This window comes from Rubellimicrobium rubrum (assembly GCF_006152115.1).
In the GTDB taxonomy this organism is placed as follows: Bacteria; Pseudomonadota; Alphaproteobacteria; order Rhodobacterales; family Rhodobacteraceae; genus Rubellimicrobium; species Rubellimicrobium rubrum.
The window spans coordinates 23,992-42,364 of record NZ_VDFU01000007.1; the positions used below are offsets into that span (position 1 = coordinate 23,992).

At 61.1% G+C, this 18,373-nt stretch carries 13 protein-coding genes; 7 read left to right on the forward strand and 6 right to left on the reverse strand.

Annotated elements, in window-relative coordinates; translation table 11 throughout:
* Positions 1-98: 98 nt before the first annotated feature.
* On the reverse strand, positions 99-1,433 hold the full coding sequence (locus FHG66_RS07850) for an oligosaccharide flippase family protein (RefSeq protein ID WP_139076202.1): 1,335 nt from the start codon (positions 1,431-1,433) through the stop codon (positions 99-101).
* Positions 1,430-2,272, reverse strand: coding sequence for a glycosyltransferase family 2 protein (locus tag FHG66_RS07855; protein ID WP_139076203.1), 843 nt, complete (start codon positions 2,270-2,272; stop codon positions 1,430-1,432). The genes FHG66_RS07850 and FHG66_RS07855 overlap by 4 nt, the downstream gene beginning before the upstream one ends.
* Before the next feature lie 788 nt (positions 2,273-3,060).
* Between FHG66_RS07855 and lhgO the strand changes: the two genes are divergently transcribed.
* The 4 genes from lhgO to rfbD all read left to right on the forward strand — a co-directional run bounded on the left by lhgO (position 3,061) and on the right by rfbD (position 6,898).
* Complete coding sequence (gene lhgO / locus FHG66_RS07860) at positions 3,061-4,275, forward strand: L-2-hydroxyglutarate oxidase (RefSeq protein ID WP_139076204.1); 1,215 nt, start codon at positions 3,061-3,063, stop codon at positions 4,273-4,275.
* A 31-nt stretch (positions 4,276-4,306) separates the two neighbouring features.
* Positions 4,307-4,897: a dTDP-4-dehydrorhamnose 3,5-epimerase gene (gene rfbC / locus FHG66_RS07865; protein ID WP_342777483.1), complete on the forward strand. Its 591-nt coding sequence runs from the start codon at positions 4,307-4,309 to the stop codon at positions 4,895-4,897.
* A 103-nt stretch (positions 4,898-5,000) separates the two neighbouring features.
* Positions 5,001-6,023, forward strand: coding sequence for an NAD-dependent epimerase/dehydratase family protein (locus tag FHG66_RS07870; protein ID WP_139076205.1), 1,023 nt, complete (start codon positions 5,001-5,003; stop codon positions 6,021-6,023).
* Positions 6,020-6,898 (forward strand): dTDP-4-dehydrorhamnose reductase, encoded by an 879-nt coding sequence (gene rfbD, locus FHG66_RS07875; protein ID WP_139076206.1) that lies wholly within the window; start codon positions 6,020-6,022, stop codon positions 6,896-6,898. The genes FHG66_RS07870 and rfbD overlap by 4 nt, the downstream gene beginning before the upstream one ends.
* A gap of 121 nt (positions 6,899-7,019) precedes the next feature.
* On the opposite strand, the gene FHG66_RS07880 is transcribed toward rfbD, so the two are convergent.
* From FHG66_RS07880 to FHG66_RS07890, 3 genes are all read right to left on the reverse strand, one after another.
* Positions 7,020-9,185 (reverse strand): hypothetical protein, encoded by a 2,166-nt coding sequence (locus FHG66_RS07880; RefSeq protein ID WP_139076207.1) that lies wholly within the window; start codon positions 9,183-9,185, stop codon positions 7,020-7,022.
* Positions 9,186-9,316: 131 nt separating this feature from the next.
* Positions 9,317-10,699: a hypothetical protein gene (locus FHG66_RS07885; protein ID WP_176556165.1), complete on the reverse strand. Its 1,383-nt coding sequence runs from the start codon at positions 10,697-10,699 to the stop codon at positions 9,317-9,319.
* A 193-nt stretch (positions 10,700-10,892) separates the two neighbouring features.
* Positions 10,893-12,914, reverse strand: coding sequence for an acyltransferase family protein (locus tag FHG66_RS07890; RefSeq protein WP_139076209.1), 2,022 nt, complete (start codon positions 12,912-12,914; stop codon positions 10,893-10,895).
* Between the two features lie 444 nt (positions 12,915-13,358).
* Here FHG66_RS07890 and FHG66_RS07895 point away from each other — a divergent pair, with 444 nt between their 5' ends.
* Entirely contained in the window at positions 13,359-14,222 is an 864-nt protein-coding gene (locus FHG66_RS07895; protein WP_246082510.1) for a hypothetical protein, read from the forward strand.
* 311 nt (positions 14,223-14,533) lie between these two features.
* On the opposite strand, the gene FHG66_RS07900 is transcribed toward FHG66_RS07895, so the two are convergent.
* A complete protein-coding gene (locus FHG66_RS07900) occupies positions 14,534-15,244 on the reverse strand; it encodes a TetR/AcrR family transcriptional regulator (protein WP_139076211.1) in 711 nt (236 codons plus the stop codon).
* Positions 15,245-15,407: 163 nt separating this feature from the next.
* On the opposite strand from FHG66_RS07900, the gene FHG66_RS07905 reads away from it, so the two are divergent.
* The gene (locus FHG66_RS07905) at positions 15,408-16,607 is read left to right on the forward strand and encodes an HlyD family secretion protein (RefSeq protein ID WP_139076212.1); all 1,200 of its coding nucleotides are present in this window, start codon (positions 15,408-15,410) and stop codon (positions 16,605-16,607) included.
* A 4-nt stretch (positions 16,608-16,611) separates the two neighbouring features.
* Positions 16,612-18,171 carry a DHA2 family efflux MFS transporter permease subunit gene (locus FHG66_RS07910; RefSeq protein WP_139076213.1) on the forward strand — a complete coding sequence of 520 codons (1,560 nt, stop codon included), beginning with the start codon at positions 16,612-16,614 and terminating at the stop codon, positions 18,169-18,171.
* The last annotated feature ends 202 nt before the right edge of the window (positions 18,172-18,373 follow it).

Genomic DNA, 18,373 nt, shown 5'->3' on the forward strand with positions numbered 1-18,373 from the left:
CCGGTCTCCCTGTACCCCGAACCAGAGCCTCAAACGCACGACGCCACTGCAGTATGGCAGTCGATCAACCTTGGGCGCCAGAGTCTCTTTCGTCATGTTCATAAGGGGATTGCGTTAAGGCTTGCTCGATTCAGCCAGAGCGCAGTCGCCCCAAGGACGACCGCCGCGGCCAGGAACTGCGCATCGAGATCGGGGTTCCAGGCGCCATGTGGCTTGAGTAGCCAGGCAAGCACGGGATAAGCCGCAAGGCTGCCAAGTCCCTGCCCGACAATGGCGCCCGCCAAACCGGCCACGTTGAACCCGATCATCAGGCCCAGAGTGACCAAGGCGCCGCGAGCCAGCGTCAGCACGAAGAACCGCCGCGAGTCGCCCATGGCGAGGGCTGCTTGGTCGCAGGTGAGAAAGATCAGCGAAGGCAGCTGCGCCACCGTGACGAGCACGACAATGCCGGCAGCTTGATGATAGCGTTCGTCGTACATCAACCGCACCAGCTCCGCGCCGCCGAAAGCGAACAACGCCGAGATGAGGAGCAGCGCCGCCAAGGCGCCAGACCGGAATCGGCGCACACGCTGTTCGTTCGCTGGGGACTGGGCGGGTGGAGAGTCGCGGTAGACGGGGATAAGAACCCGACCTGTCACCACACCCCCAACCATGAGCGGCACTGTCGCCAGGAAGTAGGCGATGTTGTACAGGCCGAAGTGGCCTAGATCGAGGAAGTGACCCAGGATGACCTTGTCTGCCTGCGCGATCACGAAGCCGCAGATCGTAGCAAGGAAGATCCACTTCCCGAAGTGTATCACCTCGGCGGCAGCCGCCTTCTCCCAACGGAACCGATTGCGATCCCCGGGGAGGAACTGAAGAAGCGCAAGCTGTACCAGGGGAGCTGCCAATCCTCCGATCACGAGCGCCCATGTCGAGCGCATCATCCAGGCCAGCAGGATCGTGATGAGGACGCCGCACAACTGGGCACCAAAGTCGATGAGCGTAACGAGACCCGCCCGGAGGTGGCGGTTGGCTGTCTGTTGCCTCGTGGGATTGAAGGCCACGACCAAGAGCGAGATCGTCGCTACCGGAAGGTAGGACAAGAGGTCGGGCTCTTTATAAAACCAAGCGACAAGGGGCGTGGCAGCCATCGCGAGGAGCCACAGGAAACCTCCGCGAAGGATCTGGATGGTCCAGACCGTATCGAGGAAGGCAGGATCGTCGCCTCTTTTCGACTGCATGATGGACGGGCCGACGCCGATGTCCGACAGCATGACCAGCCCCATCAGGAACACGTTGATGAGCGCCATCATCCCGAACGCCTCGGGGAAGAGCAGCCGCGTCAGGATCAGGTTGGCCGCCAGGCGAAGCGCCTGACCCGCCACATAGCCGGACAAGGTGATGGCCGAGGAGCGAAGAACCCGGCGGCCCAGTGAGGCCACGGCTGTCATCGTGAGCGGCTCCACGTGCCGTCCCAGCGTCCAGATCGCACCGCCAAGGTCACGCCTGCGTACACGAGGAAGCCGAGCGGGTCGCGCAGGAACAGCGCTGCGATACGCTTGATGCCCATCGGAACCTTGCCTTCATTGACCACAATGTTCGGAAAGATGGTCGCAATCTCCGAGACGCCGCGGTCCTGCCGCCTACGGGCCCGAACAAGTCCGGGGAAGCTTGTAGCCATGGGAAAGATGTAAGTCTCCGGCACGAGGTGCCGTTCATGGGGTGCAAAGCTAAGCTTCGCGAAATGATCGTCCGCGATGATCGCCGGCCATTCTCCCCACCGGGCCCGCCCTGCTGCATTGACGGCCAGCAGGCCGCAGCCGGGCACACCTTCCGTCATGAACGGCAGACGCGTCCAAAAACGAACATAGGCGCGGAGCGCCAAGTTCCTGGCCGGAGGCGGCACCGGACGGCCACTTGCATAGGCCGCGTCCTGCCGGTCAAGCGCGCGCGTCAGTCCGGCGAGCAGTCGGGGCGAAGCGATCGTGTCCGCATCCATGTACACGCGCAACTCGCCCTTTGCCGCCTGATCGCCTGCATTCAGGGCGTTGATCTTCCCACCCTCCTCCAACTCCAGAACACTCAGGCTCCAGCCCTGGGCCGCAAACAAAGGTCCGAAGCCCCGCGCCACCCCGGCGGTCCGGTCACGGGAGCCGTTCGACACGACGACGACCTCCAAATCGAAATCCGGAGGCTCGGAATCAAGTAGGGATTGCAGACAGCTCGGCAGATAACTCTCTTCGTTCGAGGCAGGGATGATAATGCTGATCAGCCGCCCGGCCCCGATCATGACGCCCTCAACAGAGAACCGGGTTCGGTGCGCCTGTCCTTATCACAGGACGATCCAGCCAGATCAAGCAACGCCATCGCCCCAACGAACTCCGAACTGAAAAGACGGCCAATTGCCGCATCCTGTTAACACGCCTTTCGTGCTCGACAAGCGGAACGTGACCGCGGCAGACGGCCGCAGGGTCCGCCCCGACTAAGGCACCTTCGGTCAACTCTTCCAGCCGGTTGTAATATGGAAGTTTTCGCTCTGTTTTCTGTCTGGTCACTCATTCATGTCATGCGGCTGGCGCTCGTTGTGGCTGCTTCAACAGGAGCATAGGCGCGGCTTCCATTCGATCAGCACTCATGGCGCGCGAAGTCCCTGTCTTCAGTATAGAAAACCACAGTCGCTACAGTGAATGCCTTGGGAAAGGTCAGCCGAACGACTGCATCACCCTGATCTTTTCAGACCACTCCAGCAGGAAGCAAACGAAAGTACTGACAACTTAGTTCTTAACATAACTCTCCGTTCAGAGAACCAACGGCGATTCAGACCATCACAATACGCGTTGGAGCAACAATGTTGCTGGCGAACTATAGAGACCGTTTTAGCTTGACGGCAATCTTGCCCCCTGGCCAACTGGGAAATGACATGGTGCTAAAGGAAGAAACGAGGCACCTTGCTGATCGCCGACTATCGCGTGACGATGGCCCCGCGAGTTAGGGGCATAGCATGGTGCTTGATGCAACGCCACTGACGTGGAAGATGGGTATCGTGGGCAGAACCGATATCCATGACAGGGGACGCAGGTGGTCGCGACAGCCGATCTGATTGTCATAGGTGCCGGTATAGTCGGCATCGCTACGGCCTGTGAACTGCAGTCGCGTCAGCCCGGTGCGAGGATCGTCCTGCTGGAGAAGGAGCAAAGCCCGGCGTTGCACCAGACAGGCCGCAACTCCGGGGTCATCCATGCCGGTGTCTACTATACGCCGAACAGCGCCAAGGCTCGCTTTTGCCGAGAGGGTAAGGCCGAGATGCTTGAATTCTGCCGAAAGGAGAATATCCCGTTCGAGCGATGTGGCAAGCTCATCGTGGCCGTCGACGAAGCCGAGTGCGTCAGGCTGGCGGACCTCCAGGCCCGTGCCGTGCAGAACGGCATAGAGGTCGAACCGGTGACGGGCCCGGAGGCGCGCATCTTGGAACCCGCGATCCGCGCAGAAGCGGCGCTGTGGTCACCGACGACGGCCATCGTCGACTACAGTGTCGTGGCCCGCAGACTGGCCCAGCGTTTCACCGAAAGAGGCGGTGAGATCCGCCTGGGCATCCGCGTCGACCGGGCCAAGGAAGACACGGCCGGGGTCCGGTTGACCACGTCTGATGGTGAGCTGCAGGGGGCGAAAGCGGTCGTCTGTGCTGGGTTGTGGGCCGATCGTCTGGCCCGGGCCTTTGGCGCCGAGACTGATTTCCGGATCATCCCCTTCCGGGGTGAGTACTATCGCATCCAGAACCAGCCGAGCGATCTGGTCCGACGGTTGATCTACCCGGTTCCGGATCCGGCCCGACCCTTTCTCGGCGTTCACCTGACGCGCAAGCTCGACGGCGGGTTCACGGTCGGACCGAACGCGGTTCTCGCCGCGGCTCGGGAAGGCTACTCGGGGCAGTTCAGTCTTCGCGACATCGGAGAGAGCCTCGCTTATCCTGGGTTCTGGCGCCTGGTTGTGCGGAACGCGCGGTCCGCAGTGGACGAACTTGCCGGCTCGGTTCTTCGCCGGGCGTATCTGGCCAAAGTGCAGCGCTACTGCCCGCAGATTCGGCTGGATGACCTTGTGCCCTACCGGCCAGGGATCAGGGCCCAGGCGGTACGACGGGATGGCCGACTCGTCGACGATTTCCTGTTCGTCGAAACACGCCACAGCTTGCACGTCTGCAATGCGCCGTCCCCGGCGGCCACGGCTGCGCTTCCGATCGCACGGCACATTGCGGACCGTGTTCTTGGCCCGACCGCAGAGGCGCGTTGCGCATGAAACGTCGGGATATTCTGATGACGGACGAGAGATGTCCCGAGCCGTCAACCACAACAGCCTGGGAGGCATGATGCAGGTCGAAGAACTAGCCATTTCTGGTGTGAAGATTCTGAGACCGAAGAAGCATGGTGACTCACGCGGTTTCTTTTCCGAGGTCTACAATCGTCACGCTCTCGGAGACGCTGGGATCGACATCGATTTCGTTCAGGATAACCATTCTCTTTCCTCGGAAAGGGGCGTGGTCCGCGGCCTGCATTACCAAACGCCGCCATTCGCCCAAGACAAACTGGTGCGTGTAATTCGCGGGTCCATCATCGATGTGGCCGTGGACCTGCGCCGGAGCTCAACCACTTACGGCAAGCATGTCACTGCAGTGCTATCGGCGGATGAGTGGAATCAGATCCTCGTCCCGGTCGGTTTCGCCCATGGTTTCATGACACTTGAGCCGAACACGGAGGTCATCTACAAGGTCAGTAACTATTACGCGCCCGAGCATGACAAGGGGATATCTTGGAACGATCCTGATCTGGGAATTTCATGGCCAATCGAAGAGCGTCATGCCGTGTTGTCGGACAAGGATCGGCGGCAGCTGCAGTTCTCGCAGATCGTTTCGCCATTTTGAAAGTCGGAATGTCGCGACGCTTCGATCGAACTGATCAGCGTGCCGTTTCAATCGTTATCTTCAATGGAACTGCTGGATTAACTAGCTCATCAAGGGGAAAGCTTTGACACGAGTATTGGTGACGGGTGCCGGAGGCTACATCGGGACGACATTGGTCCCCTTGCTCCTGCAGAACGGATACGATGTCCGCGCCATCGACCGCTTCTTCTTCGGACGTGACCTCCTGCCCGCGCATGCTCGGCTCGAAGTGCTCGTGGAGGACACGCGCCGGCTTGCGGCCGCACATTTCACGGATATCGACGCCGTCATCGACTTGGCCGCGATCTCTAATGATCCGTCGGGTGAGCTCTTCCAGAACGCTACGCTGCAGATCAACAGGGACGCACGGGTTCGTGCAGCTGAGATGGCCAAGGACGCGGGCGTGAAGCGCTACATCCTGCCTTCGTCCTGCAGCATCTATGGCTTTCAGGAAGACGGCATCATCGCCAACGAGGATAGCGCCACCAATCCCCTCACGACCTATGCGCGCGCCAACGAGATGGCCGAGCAAGGGGCTCTTCCCTTGGCCGACGACGATTTCTGCGTGACCGTTCTGCGCCAAGCAACCGTATACGGTCTTTCGCCACGAATGCGGTTCGACCTCGCCATCAATGGCATGGTCTATGGTGCCTGGAAGACCGGCAAGCTGCCTTTGATGCGCGACGGCAGCCAGTGGCGTCCCATGGTTCACGTGCGCGACACGGCCCGGGCTCAAATGTTCATGCTGGACGCTGACGCATCCCGGATCAACGGGCAGATTTTCAACGTCGGCTCTGCCTCGAACACCTACCAGATCGGCCCATTGGCGGATCTGGTAGCCAGCTACATGCCGCGTCCCGTCGAGATCGAGTGGTATGGGGACGCCGATCGGCGGAGCTACAGGGTTGCGTTCGACAAGATCGAAGCGCTCGGCTATCGGACTGAGAAGACGGCGAAAGATGGGGTCGCGGAAATCTGCGACGCCCTCGAGGCCAACACGATCGACAAAACTGTTCAGACGATCACGCTGGAATGGTACAAGGAGCTTGCCCGGTGGCATGGTATCATCCGGGAGGTGGAGTTGTACGGGGGCATCATCGAAATATGAGGGTGCTCCTGCTTGGGCCGAATGGGCAACTTGGCCACGACATTCAGCACGCCCATGCGATGGCGGGCGAGCCCTTCGAACTAATTTCCGTAAGGCGCGACCGTCTGGATGTGGCAAGCGTTGACGCCATCGGTCAAACCTTGGCCGACCTCGAATTCAACGTGCTGGTCAATTGCACGAGCTACCACAAGACCGATGAAGTCGAGCACAACGCCGCGCGGGCTGTTGCGATCAATGCCCATGCGGTGAAGGCCTTGGCGCAAGCCTGCTCGCTCAAGAAAGCCCGCTTTGTCCATGTCAGCACGGACTACGTGTTCGGCGGCGACCTTGGGCGTGACCGGCCGCTCAAGGAGACCCATCCCACGTCGCCCATCAATGTCTACGGGGCGTCGAAAGCGCTGGGCGAGACTCTGGCCCTTCATGCGCATGACGATGTGGTAGTCCTTCGCGTGGCCTCCCTTTTCGGCGTGGCTGGCGCAAGCGGCAAGGGCGGCAACTTCGTCGAGACGATGATCCGGGCAGGTCGGGAAAAAGGGGCGCTTAGGGTCGTTGAGGATCAGGTGATGTCACCGACGGCTACGGCTGACGTAGCGCAAGGACTGGTCAGGATGCTGTCGGCCCGATGCGCGCCAGGGATATACCATCTGGTCAACAGCGGTGCGGCAAGCTGGTACGAGTTCGCCTGCGAGATCATTCGGCTTGCCGAGGTCGACGCGGTAGTAACCCCGTGCAGCAGCGCCGAGTACCCGACACCTGCTGCTCGACCGCGTTATAGCGTCCTCGACAACGCAAAGGCCTCGGATCTTCTTGGTGCGGTCCCTTCCTGGCATGACTCCTTGGCACGGTATCTCGAGGCCAAGGGCCACATGGCCTGAGTGAAGGGCGGCGCCTGACGGCAAAGCGGACATCAGTGCATAGCACTGGTCTAGCCGTTACCCAAATGTCAGTCGCGCTGTGTAGACTGCTGAGATACGCCGGGTGCAAAACCAGCCGCGCTCAATCCGGTCCTGTGATGATCATCCGGTCGCCCGAGCCCTGAAACTCAACAACCTCGACTGCAGTCAGGCGCACGATTTCCGTGCCTTGCTGCAGGACCGTAGCCAATCCATCCGACGCCTTGGTCCAATCGCTCAATGCTCCGGGCAATCTGACGATGTCCTCTCCAGGGCCGCCGTGGAGACGATCCCCGCCGCCAAGGGGAATGAGGATGTCGTCGCCATCCAGTGCAATCAAGTCGTCCTCCTCAGGCGTTCCCGTCAGTGTCTCGCCATGGTCGGACCCCAGACGGATGACACCATTTCGGAAAACGGATGGGTCTCGATCCTCCCAACCAGCCGCAATTGCATTCGCAGCGACCAGCGCATCCCAGCGGGGGTTGCTGTCGTCAAGATGCCTCAGGGCGCCCCAAGAGCCGTACCGCGAAGGCGACGATATGCCGGAATAGGCCGTGAAGAGCCCAGCCCCGAGTTGCGCCCACTCGGTCAGGAGAACACCGTAAAGCGCTCCCATCTCGGGCGTATACGAATAGCTTGTGAAGAACTGAGTTATGTCCGCGTCCTCCATTACAGGGCCGTGGCCGACGATGTGTGTTCCCCCCTCGTACGCCACGAGCGTAAGATTCCGATCGCGCGCAATCTGCTGGTGGTAAGGCCAGAAATCCTCCACCAACTGCTGAAGGTCGGACCGAGCCAACTCGGTGACCTCGGCGACTGCCGTGCCGCGGTCCAGCCATTCCAACAGTTGAGGCGCCATGTCCTCGGATCCGATGCCATGACCGAAGTACCCTGTCACAGCGTAGGCATCGAACGACTCGGCAGGAGGTCGTCGGCCTTCCGCTACGCCGAGCGGGGCGTCGAGCAAGGGGACCTCCAAGCCCTTCCAGCCCGTCTGGGTCCCGATGACCCGGATCAGGCGTGACTCGGCCTCAGGCCCGAATGCCGTCTGCCAGATATCGGCCACTTCGGATGCACGGACCCCAGCAAACTGGATGAACCCATCTCCTCCAGGTGCCACACCCCATCGCTCGGTGGCCTGCGCAGCGGCCCAATGGGTTTGCTCGAAGGCGAAGTTCCAGACTTCGTTGGACCACTCCGCATAAACTTTCAGGCCTGGATCGAGGTGATCCCGTACATAGCTGGAGAACCGGGCTACGTAGTCGTCGTCGGCCTGATGCGGAAGGGTGAACCAAGGGTCCGCGCCAACCTCGTTCGCCAGTTGCACCATGATCTCGACCGGTACGCCGCGCTGCATCCAACTGGCGTCCGTCACCTGCGGTCGATCCTCCCAGGCTCGTTGGGTCGAGTTGTTGGTCTTCATCCAGTCCATGAAGCGCAGAGCCCTAAAGTCTTGGATCCGCGCCAGAAAGTCCGGATTGAAGACGGCTCCTCCTTCGAGGAGGGCTGCCCGATCTTCGCGAACGAGGGTCATGTTACGGAACGGATCGGCTGCATCCAAGTTCGTGACACCAATGAGCACGGCTCCAGCCTTGTCGGGGGCGAAGGTGAAACGAATGGCGCCGTCTTCTGGTCGAATGTTCTCGACAAGGCCGTCCAAGGTGACCGTCGCGCTGCCTTCCCAGCGCAGGAGGTAGGTGCCCGCGATACTGCGCGCCTCCTCCGGCTGCTCCGTCAAGACGGCCGTTTGAAATCCGGTCGAGCCATCTGGAAGACGCTGCGGCCAACCTTCGGGCGACAGATATCCCTCCGTCGCGAGCCTTTCGTTGCTCCAGGCACCCCAGACCCCCTCCTCATGCGCCACCCAGGGGCGGGAACTTCTCATTAAGTCGAGGAAGGGCAGCTCGGTGGACCAGTCCGTGACATCGCCCAGGTTGACGCCCAGGGAGGGATCTTGAACGGTACCGTCCGGAGCAGCGTCGGCCGCGACATTGACCAGGGTTTCCCGTTGAAGCCAAGAAGGTCGTGAAAAGGAAGACGGCTGAAAACCGTGGGCCGTCCTTGGCTCGCCACGGATGTCGACCTGCCCGGTGCCCAGATGCCCAGGAAACGAGGGAATCGCATAGGCGGCCAGCGGGGCCCAGACCAGGATCCATGCACCTGCAATCCATGCGATGGCTCTGGGTCGTTGCGACTTGCCGATGGTGAACACGTTGAACCGTCCCCCGTTGTGCCAGATTGAAATAAGCGAGTTTCCCCACCAACGCATGCAATAAATCATCTCGGCCTGTTCTACTCGCCCCCTCGCGGGTGTCGCGATGATGGGGCCTGCCGCACCGGGCCTTAGGGCGGTTCGTACCAAGGCTGTTCCCCGGATCGATTGCCCGATCCAGGTGACACTCAGATGATTGACGGCGGTCTGGCAGGGCCTCCGTGGCCGCCGAGTAGGACGGGAATTGTCGGAGTTCGGTTCACCGTACGGTTCTTCGCTGTTTTCGCCTCAGGTCGCTCGGCCCAGCCAAGGAGCGCTCCGGCATAAAGGAACGTGATGGGCGTGAAGGACGCGTTGGGGATCTGGTCCACCATGATGACCGCGAGGATGAGAGCCTGGCCAGCTGCCAGCGAGGTCTGTGCTGACCTCCTAGACCAGAGATTCAGAAGTGGGATCAGCATCAATCCAAACTCGGCGATGAAGCCCACCCACCCAAAGCCGCCCATTGTCACGATCCAGCGACCATCGGTGACGGTCATGATTCGACCGCTGACTGGATCGTGCACGTGGTTGCGGCCCCAAATGCCCCAACCGAAGAGCGGACGTTCAGACGCACGCTCCACGAGGACTTCCTCGTTGTTGAATCGATACTCGAGAGATTGAGCGCGCGTTGGATTGGAGATGTCTTCGGCCAGTCTCACCATCGTCGTGGTTGGGACGAAACCCAGCCCGCGTGCGAGGGGATATGAGAAGGCCATGATCCCGAGCAGAGCCGCGATACGGACCTGCATGCGGAAGGACGCAAACAGGATGATCGGACAGATCAGCAGCACGTAGATGATCGAGGCCAACGACTTGCAGGCAATCAGCACGGCCAGAAGCCAGAAAAGCATCAGAGCTATCCTGAGAACAGGGGCCTCGGCCCCACCGGAGCGGAGCAGGATGCAGACTGCCATGATGGCCGTGGACACCAGCAGGGCCGCCCAAAGCCCGTGATCGAGGAATACGATCGGACGAAAACCATCGCCTCGCATCATCTGGATGAAGTCGTGCTGGAAGTAGCCGTAGATCCAGGTGTTGAGTTGCGGACTGAGCCTGACCTCGAGCAGCATCGGCAACGAATAGGCCAGTGCGCTGAGCACGAGGGTCCAAGTCAGGAGCCGCAGGCCGTCCTCGCCTGCGAGGAGCGAACGTCCCAGAATGAACGGCGCCAGAGTGGCGATCTGCCGCAGCATGAGGGCCGGAACTTCCTTCAGCTGCATGCCGGGCAGCCAGAGAGGACCCCAGGTGATCGGATCAAGGTTGCCGAGCGTGGTGAAAAGCGGACCTATCACGTACAGAATGATGAACAGCCGGGCGAACCAGCTCTGAGGCCATAGCCGCAGCAGCGGCCGATAGAATAGGATCGCGATCCCCAACGCCGCAAAACTTGGGATCGTGTACTTGTCCATCGATGGTAGGACGGGCAGTTCGAATCGCGCAAGGCCGGTTGGCAGGAGAAGATGCGCGGCCACAAGGGTGACAACCAGACCCCGGGCTGGACCCAGGACACGGAAGGCGGCCACGGCCACGATTGGCCACAGCAGCAAGACCAGGAAAGCTAAGGTATTGGGATATCCCACTGATCAACACACCTGACCCGGCGGGGTCGCCGATCTACGATCCAACGGTACTGCCAACTCGGACGCGTGACCAGAGTCGACAAGGGACCACGTGAGTGGTCATGGGTGTCCCGCCCCCGGGCTAAGCCATCGGACGCGGCTGTCACATTCCATGAAGGCGAACACGCTCCCCAGCTCCAACCCCACCGCCCAGCGTGGCGTCGATGTAGTCGACCAAGTCGAACCGGAGAGCCATCTCGATCTCGCCGTCACGGCTGAGGTGATTCCCGTCGGCCCAGAGTATCTTGTCGCAGCTGAGAAGGTCTCGTGGAAAACGAATGTCGAAAGCTTGGTTCTGCGAAATGTAATCCACGCCTGGGATGTCCTGAGCGAAGTCCTGCAGAAGCCGGTCCAGGTCACGGAACATGTCCTCCTGCCCCGGACGAAGTTCGTATGCAAAGTCACATCCGTGACGAAGCAGGTACTTGGTCGGCATATGTGGTTCGATACGCGGACCTACCCATAGAACTGGCGTGAAACGAGCCAACTCGGCCAGATAGGCCGCCACTCCGTCGATCACCTGCATGTCGGGCGAGATATCGGTGACCGGCTCTACAACCGGCAAGGTGTCAAGATACTCCTTAACGCTCACCCCGTCGGGCTGTCGAAGCATCAGATATCCCGCCTTTTCGAACAGGATTCGACGAAACGCGTCGGGATGACTGATCACGAATGACCTGAACTCGTCGTAATGACAGGATGTGTCCTGGGTCGGAAGGTGGCAGGCGATCTTCGTGACCCCGATTAGGAACTCGGCTCGACTGCTCCGCTCCACGATGCCGAACAGATCGATGGCGTGGCTGTCACCAAGCACCGCCAAGCCCGGGCCGAACTGGCTTTGGCAGGAAAGGATCCTGCGCTCGACCTCAGGGTCAAGGTTTTGCACGTTGAAGCGACAGGAGCCATCGTCGAAAGCCGCGCGGTCGAAATACAGGTCGATGTTGGCCGACTCCGCCTGTTCCTGAACGCCATAGATCTGCCGCACCGACGCAGGCTGCCTGTCGAGCCACGTCCTTTCAAAGCCGTTCCTGACATGGCCCAAGGCTCCGAAGCCGACGAAGGCCGCACCGACCAGTGCGCTTGCCGCAAAAACGGACCGACGTTGTGGCAGCCAGGATGACGCCCCAGCGCGGAAAGGACGCTCAACATATCTCCAACTCAGAAAGGCAAGGACGACCGAGGCGACGGCGAGCAGGAGCATCAGACTTTGAGGTGGCTCTCCGATGCTGCGCAAACGGGCGAAGGCAAAAAGAGGCTGATGCCACAAATAGGCGCTGTAGCTGATCAATCCGATGCCAACGAACGGGCGCAGGGACAAAAGCCAAGCTACCCAAGTTCCCTGTGCAGCAAACAACACGATCAGCATGGTCCCGACAACGGGGACGAGAGCGTGAAAGCCAGGGTACGGCATGCTCCCATCGAACCCAAGGATCGCAAACAGAATGAGTCCCAGTCCGATCAGACTGGCCCAATTATTCGCCCGAATGTCGCGCCCCACGGTGACGAATGCACATAATGAGCCTGCCAAGAGCTCCCAAGCTCGGGTGGGTGCGAGATAAAAATTGGCACTGGCATAGCGGGTCGAAGCCCATTCGCTCAGCAGGAGGCTCAAAAGGGCGACGAGCCCTACAATCCAGAATACCCGTTTGCGACCAAGGCGCCAAAGGAACATGAGCAAGAGAGGAAACAGTACATAGTACTGCTCTTCCACGGCCAGGCTCCAGGTGTGGAGCATCGGGCGAAGCTCGGCTGACTCGGCGAAGTAGCCGTCCTGTTGCCAGAACAGGATGTTCGACACGAAAAAGACAACCGCAACCAGACTTTGAGAGAACTCCTTGAACTGTGGGGGGAGCATCCACAGCCAGGCGAACGGGATGCAGCAGATCATGACGACGAACAGGGCTGGCAGGATGCGTCGCGCCCGGCGCTCGTAGAACGAGGCGATAGAGAACTGCCCTCGTTCCAGTTCCGAGATCAGGATGTTGGTGATCAGATATCCGCTGATCACGAAAAAGATGTCCACCCCGACGAAGCCGCCCTGGAACACCTGAAAGCCGGCATGAAAAAGAATGACCGGCACGACAGCAACTGCGCGCAGACCATCTATTTCGCGTCGGTAGTTCATGCCCCTGCACCATCGCCGACCCGCCTGAGACCGAGTACCAGAAAGTCTTTCCTGTGCCAAGCAACGACCCAGGAAAACGGGAAGCGCCCATGGCTGCACGTTCAGTTCGGCGGCCCAGCTACGACCCCGAGTGGGTCGATTCGAAGGCAGTGGCGACGGACCTATTGCGGAGCCCGTCCCGACCTGAGCTTTGATCAGACTTGGCGGGGTACCGCGTTGATCGCTTTCCGGGAGTTATGTAGACTTTTCATGCGCTCCCAACGAACTCAGGATATGCCGGGGCCAAGGAGAATGAATGACCCTCGCTGTCAGACTCGACATCGGTCCATGCGGTCCCGCTTGACGCGTCGGAAGGCGCTTGCCGCACTTGCTACGGGTGTCTTTGCTGCAGGTGCCGCCGCACTCGGCGCAGCAACGTGGCGAAGACCGCTGTCGGATGCCGAGATGGTTGATCTATATGCGGCAGGTTCGCCTGCAGCGGTCCAGAGCCATCACGTCTTCCACTTGGGCCACAGCCTTGTTGGCCGCGACATGCCGGCCATGCTGGCCCAACTGGCCCCCGTCGAGCATCGCTACGAAAGCCAGCTTGGCTGGGGTACGCCGCTCCGATCCCATTGGGACCCGGACCGGGTACCAATCGGCGGGTTCGAGGCAGAGAACGCCCATCCCAGGTACCGCGATGCCCGCGAAGCGCTGGCCAGCGGAGCCTACACGGCCTTCGTTATGACAGAGATGGTGGAGATCAAGGACGCGATCCGCTACCACCAGAGCGCGAAACACCTGCGGAACTGGGCCGAATTGGCTCGTCACTCTAATCCTGACATCGGACTTTATCTATATGAAACCTGGCATGACCTAACTGATCCCGAGGGGTGGCTCAACAGGCTTGAACTCGACTTGAGCCGTTACTGGGATCGGAAGATCCTTCGCCCGGCCCTCACCGCCGACCGCGCTATAAGGCCGATCTACCTCATTCCAGCCGGACAGGTTCTCGGCGCCTTCGTTCGCGACTTGGAAGGCCAAGGCGGATTCGATGAACTTCGCTCCCGCGAGGATCTGTTCGCAAGAACGCCCGAGGGCAAGCTCGACACGATCCACATGGGCGATCTGGGGAACTACCTCGTCGCACTGACCCACTATGCGGTCCTATATCAACGTAGCCCGGTCGGGCTCCCGACCCAGCTCGTTCGAGCGGACGGGACACCGGCCGTGGCAGCCAGTTCAGCCGCGGCCCAACTGATGCAAGAGACGGTCTGGCGCGTGGTGACCAGCCAACCACTGAGCGGTGTTCGCTTCTCGGAGGCGTAGGGTCCACGGCGTTACATCCTGGTCCGGCGGCGCCGGCTACGGATTGTATGGAACCTGCGGCTTGGCGAGATGGCGCGGTTGATGCTTCGGCTTGTCAGCAGCAGCCTTTGGCGACCCTGGACCCGAACCACCTCATGCCGAGGGTCCCTCCCGAGCCGTGGTCTAGGCAAAGTCGCCAATAGCGCCGCGGACAATGCATAATCCAGGCCGAGTGCAGAGAGTAACCTGCTCAATCCGGAGAAGGACTGAAATCCGAGCTGGCGACGAACCCTTGCCCTGCCGACAGCTTTCTGCGGAACCGGTAGCTCTTTCTATCGCTCTTTCACCGCGTAAGCAGCCATGAACATGCTCACCGCCGCATCGGCTTTAGCGTCGGTCACCTCAGGCGTCGGCGGATGCTTGAGCTTGGCGAACAGGCGCTGTCGCCAGAGGCCAGCCGAGGCAAGCTCCATGAACTGCGAGGCAGCCAAGGACGCGTCGGCAATCGACAGATGGCCTGCTGCCACCTCGCGCTCCAGCAATCGCGTGATGCCGTCCTGGACGCGGCGGGCACCGCTGTCATAGAACCGCGCGCCAAGGTCGGGCATGCGCTCCGCAGTCCCTATGATGATGCGCTGCGCCCGGATGACCTCATCCGAGCAGATGGCCGACGCCAGTCGCCGGGCGTAGGTCCGAAGCTTGTCTTCCAACCGGAGGTCGCTTTCCAGCAGTACGTCGCCTTCGGCAAACAGCTCATCGCGCTGCTGCTCGATCAACGCGACAAAGAGGTCCTCCTTGCCGACGAAATAGACGTAGATAGTGCCTTTGGACACCCCGGCGGCACGGCAGATGTCGTTGATGCTGGCGGCGTCATAGCCACGCTCAAGGAACACCTGCCGCGCGCCCGCAAGGATCTGATCGCGCTTGGCCGGATCCTCGCCGGCCGCATGCCGGCGGCGGGGTTGTCCACCATCCCCGACATCAGGACCCTCCAGAGCGAGTTCGTTGCTGGCGTCCCGTGTCAGCTCACTTGGCGAGGTCATCCGGCCCCCCTTTCCTTTGGCTCGACTATAATCGAACCAATCGGTTCGATAAAGCCCTTGAACGCGGTTACGGAGAGCGCTAAATCCCATCGAACTGAACGGTTCGGTCACATGTGTGACGTACTCAGCTTCCATTGGTCCATTGTCAACCGAGGGTTTCACCATGTCCCGCCATGAGCGCATTGGCCAAGCAGTGAAGCTGGCCACCAACGTCGCATCGGACGCGGCGTCAGCAACGGGCGAGGGTCCGGTGCCAGACATTCCACAGTCGCAAGTATCAGCAGACGCCCGGGCGCCGGGGCGCAAGGCGCTCGCCTTCGGCCTTGTCGGTCTGGCGGTTCTAGCTGGCGCGGGATGGAAGGGCCACGATTACTGGACGGAGGGTCGGTTCCTGATCGAGACCGAGGACGCCTATGTCCAAGCCGACATCACGCTGGTGAGCAGCCGAGTCCAAGGGTACGTTGCCCAAGTCCTCGTCAATGCGAATGAGCGTGTGAATGCGGGCGACGTGCTCGTGCGATTGGACGATGGCGACTACCGGATCGCGCTCGAGACGGCTCGCAGCCGTGTCGCCACGGGGGGCGACACACTCGTCCGCATCGATGCCCAGATTGAGGCCGCGCGCGCGGCTGTCGTGCAGGCCGAGGCGGTACGCGACGCGGCCGAAGCTCAACTGAGGACCGCAACAACGAATTCAGAGCGCATTCGCCGTTTGGCCGATCAAGGGGTAGCACCCCAAGCGCAACTCGACGAGGCCAGCGAAGTCCTGGATACCGCCACGGCGGGCGTGGCTCAGGCACGAGCCGCCGTCACCAGCGCCGAAGCTCAGGTGGACGTTCTCGTGGCACAGCGCGCCGAAGCCGAAGGGGCCCGTCGTGAGTTGCAGCTCGCGGTCGAGCAGGCTCAGCGCAATCTCGATCTGACGGTGCTGCGCGCGCCGGCCGCAGGCACGGTCGCGAACCTGACGCTGGAAGTCGGCGATCTGGTCACATCCGGCTCTCGGCTCGCGGCGCTCGTTCCCGACGATGGCCTCTACATCGAGGCAAATTACAAAGAAACGCAGATGCCGGGAATCGTGCCGGGCGAAACGGTCCACGTCACGTTCGACGCCCTTCCGGATCAGGAGTTCGAGGGAATCGTGGCCTCAACCTCGCCGGCGACAGGATCAGTCTTCTCCTTGCTCCCGGCCGACAACGCCACCGGCAACTTCACCAAGGTGGTCCAGCGCGTTCCTGTTCGCATCGACTTGCCTGCCGAGGCGCTGGCGACAGGACAACTTCGCGCGGGGCTATCGGCCATCGTGGCAGTGGACCGCCGTACGGCGCCGGATGGAGTTTTGACGGCTAGAAGCACGTCGGAGTGATGCCATGGCGACCTCGGTCCCGCAGCCTGAACCTGAACTGACACCGCGCCGCGTCTTGGCCTTTCTGGTCATGGTGTTCGGCATGTTCATGGCGATCCTCGACATCCAGATCGTGTCGGCCTCGCTCCCCGACATCCAGGCGGGGCTCGGCGCTTCATCGGAAGAGATCAGCTGGGTCCAGACCAGCTACCTCATAGCCGAAGTGATCATGATCCCGCTGTCGGGTTTCCTGGCCCGGGTCATGTCCACTCGTCTTCTGTTCTCCGTGGCTGCGGCCGGCTTCACCGTTACGAGTTTCCTTTGTGCCACCTCGTCTTCCATTACGGAGATGATCATTTGGCGCGGCTTGCAGGGCTTCCTCGGGGGCGGAATGATCCCTTCGGTGTTCGCGGCTGCCTTCACGATCTTCCCCCCATCGAAGCGCAGCCTGGTGTCGCCGATGGTAGGGCTGGTGGCCACCCTCGCCCCAACGGTGGGACCGACATTGGGCGGCTACTTGAGCCATACTTTTTCCTGGCACTGGCTGTTTCTGGTGAACGTCCCGTTCGGTATCGCTGTCACCATCGCGGCCCTTGCCTTGATCGACTTCGACAAGCCGAACTGGTCCTTGATGGGCAAATTTGACTGGTGGGGACTTCTGGCGCTGGCTGCGTTCCTGGGTGGGCTGGAGTACGTCCTCGAGGAAGGACCAGCGAACGACTGGTTCGCCGACCATGTCGTGGCCATGACGGCAGTCGTGATGGCGATCGGTTGCGTCGCAACTTTCTGGCGGGCCTTCAACCGGGATGAACCCCTTGTCGATCTTTCGGCATTCGGAAACATCAACTTCGCCGTGGGGTCGCTTTTCAGCTTTGTCATGGGCGCCGGCCTATACGGCCTGACCTACCTTTACCCCCTCTTCCTGGCCACCATCCGGGGCTATGACAGCCTCATGATCGGCGAAACGGTGTTCGTGTCGGGTCTGGCCATGGCCGTGTCGGCGCCGCTCGCTGGATTTCTGTCCACGCGACTGGACCTTCGGATCATGCTTCTGCTTGGGTTCCTGGGCTTTGCGAGCTCGACGTGGATGCTCACCGGCCTCACGGCCGAGTGGGACTTCCACGAGCTGCTGTGGCCTCAAATCCTCCGGGGTTTGTCGCTGATGATCTGCATGGTGCCGATCAACAATCTTGCTCTTGGCACCTTGCCTCCCGCCAAGATCAAAGGGGCTTCTGGGCTTTACAACCTGATGCGAAATCTCGGGGGCGCGGTTGGCCTGGCTGTAATCAACACGGTACTCTCGGACCGTCAGGATCTTCATTATGCCAGGCTCTCCGAGGCGGTGAATTGGTCCAACCCTGAAGCGGTGCATCAGCTCGATCTCATGGCCGCCAATCTAGAGGGCCGCGGCCTCGAGGGTACGACCGGCGCGCTGATGCAGATGGCGGGCCGACTGAGAGGGCAAGCGGCAGTGATGTCGTTCATCGACATCTTCCTTCTCATAACGGTCCTCTTTGCCGGTTTGGCCATCACGGCGCTACTGATGAGGAAGCCATCCCCTAGCAAGACGGTGGCAGGCCACTAAGGACGTCGGCAGATGGTCCCACAGCCGTTCAGGGTGCCAGCAGCGCCTGGAACTCTCGCCTCACTCCTGAGCCGGTCACGCGTCTTGTGAATGGCTCAGAAGGGAGCAAATGGCTGCACCTGCGACGGACTTGGCAGCTGCCCCGTCGAGACCTCCGCTGGGTCGCAGGTCGACTTGGGATGTCTACGCCGGAGCGGCAGCG

Excerpts from the sequence above, each read along its gene's own strand:
- FHG66_RS07850 (WP_139076202.1), bottom strand. The coding sequence starts at position 1,433 with ATGACAGCCGTGGCCTCACTGGGCCGCCGGGTTCTTCGCTCCTCGGCC.
- FHG66_RS07855 (WP_139076203.1), bottom strand. The coding sequence starts at position 2,272 with ATGATCGGGGCCGGGCGGCTGATCAGCATTATCATCCCTGCCTCGAAC.
- rfbC (WP_342777483.1), top strand. The coding sequence starts at position 4,307 with ATGTCCCGAGCCGTCAACCACAACAGCCTGGGAGGCATGATGCAGGTC.
- rfbD (WP_139076206.1), top strand. The coding sequence starts at position 6,020 with ATGAGGGTGCTCCTGCTTGGGCCGAATGGGCAACTTGGCCACGACATT.
- FHG66_RS07880 (WP_139076207.1), bottom strand. The coding sequence starts at position 9,185 with ATGCGTTGGTGGGGAAACTCGCTTATTTCAATCTGGCACAACGGGGGA.
- FHG66_RS07890 (WP_139076209.1), bottom strand. The coding sequence starts at position 12,914 with ATGAACTACCGACGCGAAATAGATGGTCTGCGCGCAGTTGCTGTCGTG.
- FHG66_RS07895 (WP_246082510.1), top strand. The coding sequence starts at position 13,359 with ATGGTTGATCTATATGCGGCAGGTTCGCCTGCAGCGGTCCAGAGCCAT.
- FHG66_RS07900 (WP_139076211.1), bottom strand. The coding sequence starts at position 15,244 with ATGACCTCGCCAAGTGAGCTGACACGGGACGCCAGCAACGAACTCGCT.
- FHG66_RS07905 (WP_139076212.1), top strand. The coding sequence starts at position 15,408 with ATGTCCCGCCATGAGCGCATTGGCCAAGCAGTGAAGCTGGCCACCAAC.
- FHG66_RS07910 (WP_139076213.1), top strand. The coding sequence starts at position 16,612 with ATGGCGACCTCGGTCCCGCAGCCTGAACCTGAACTGACACCGCGCCGC.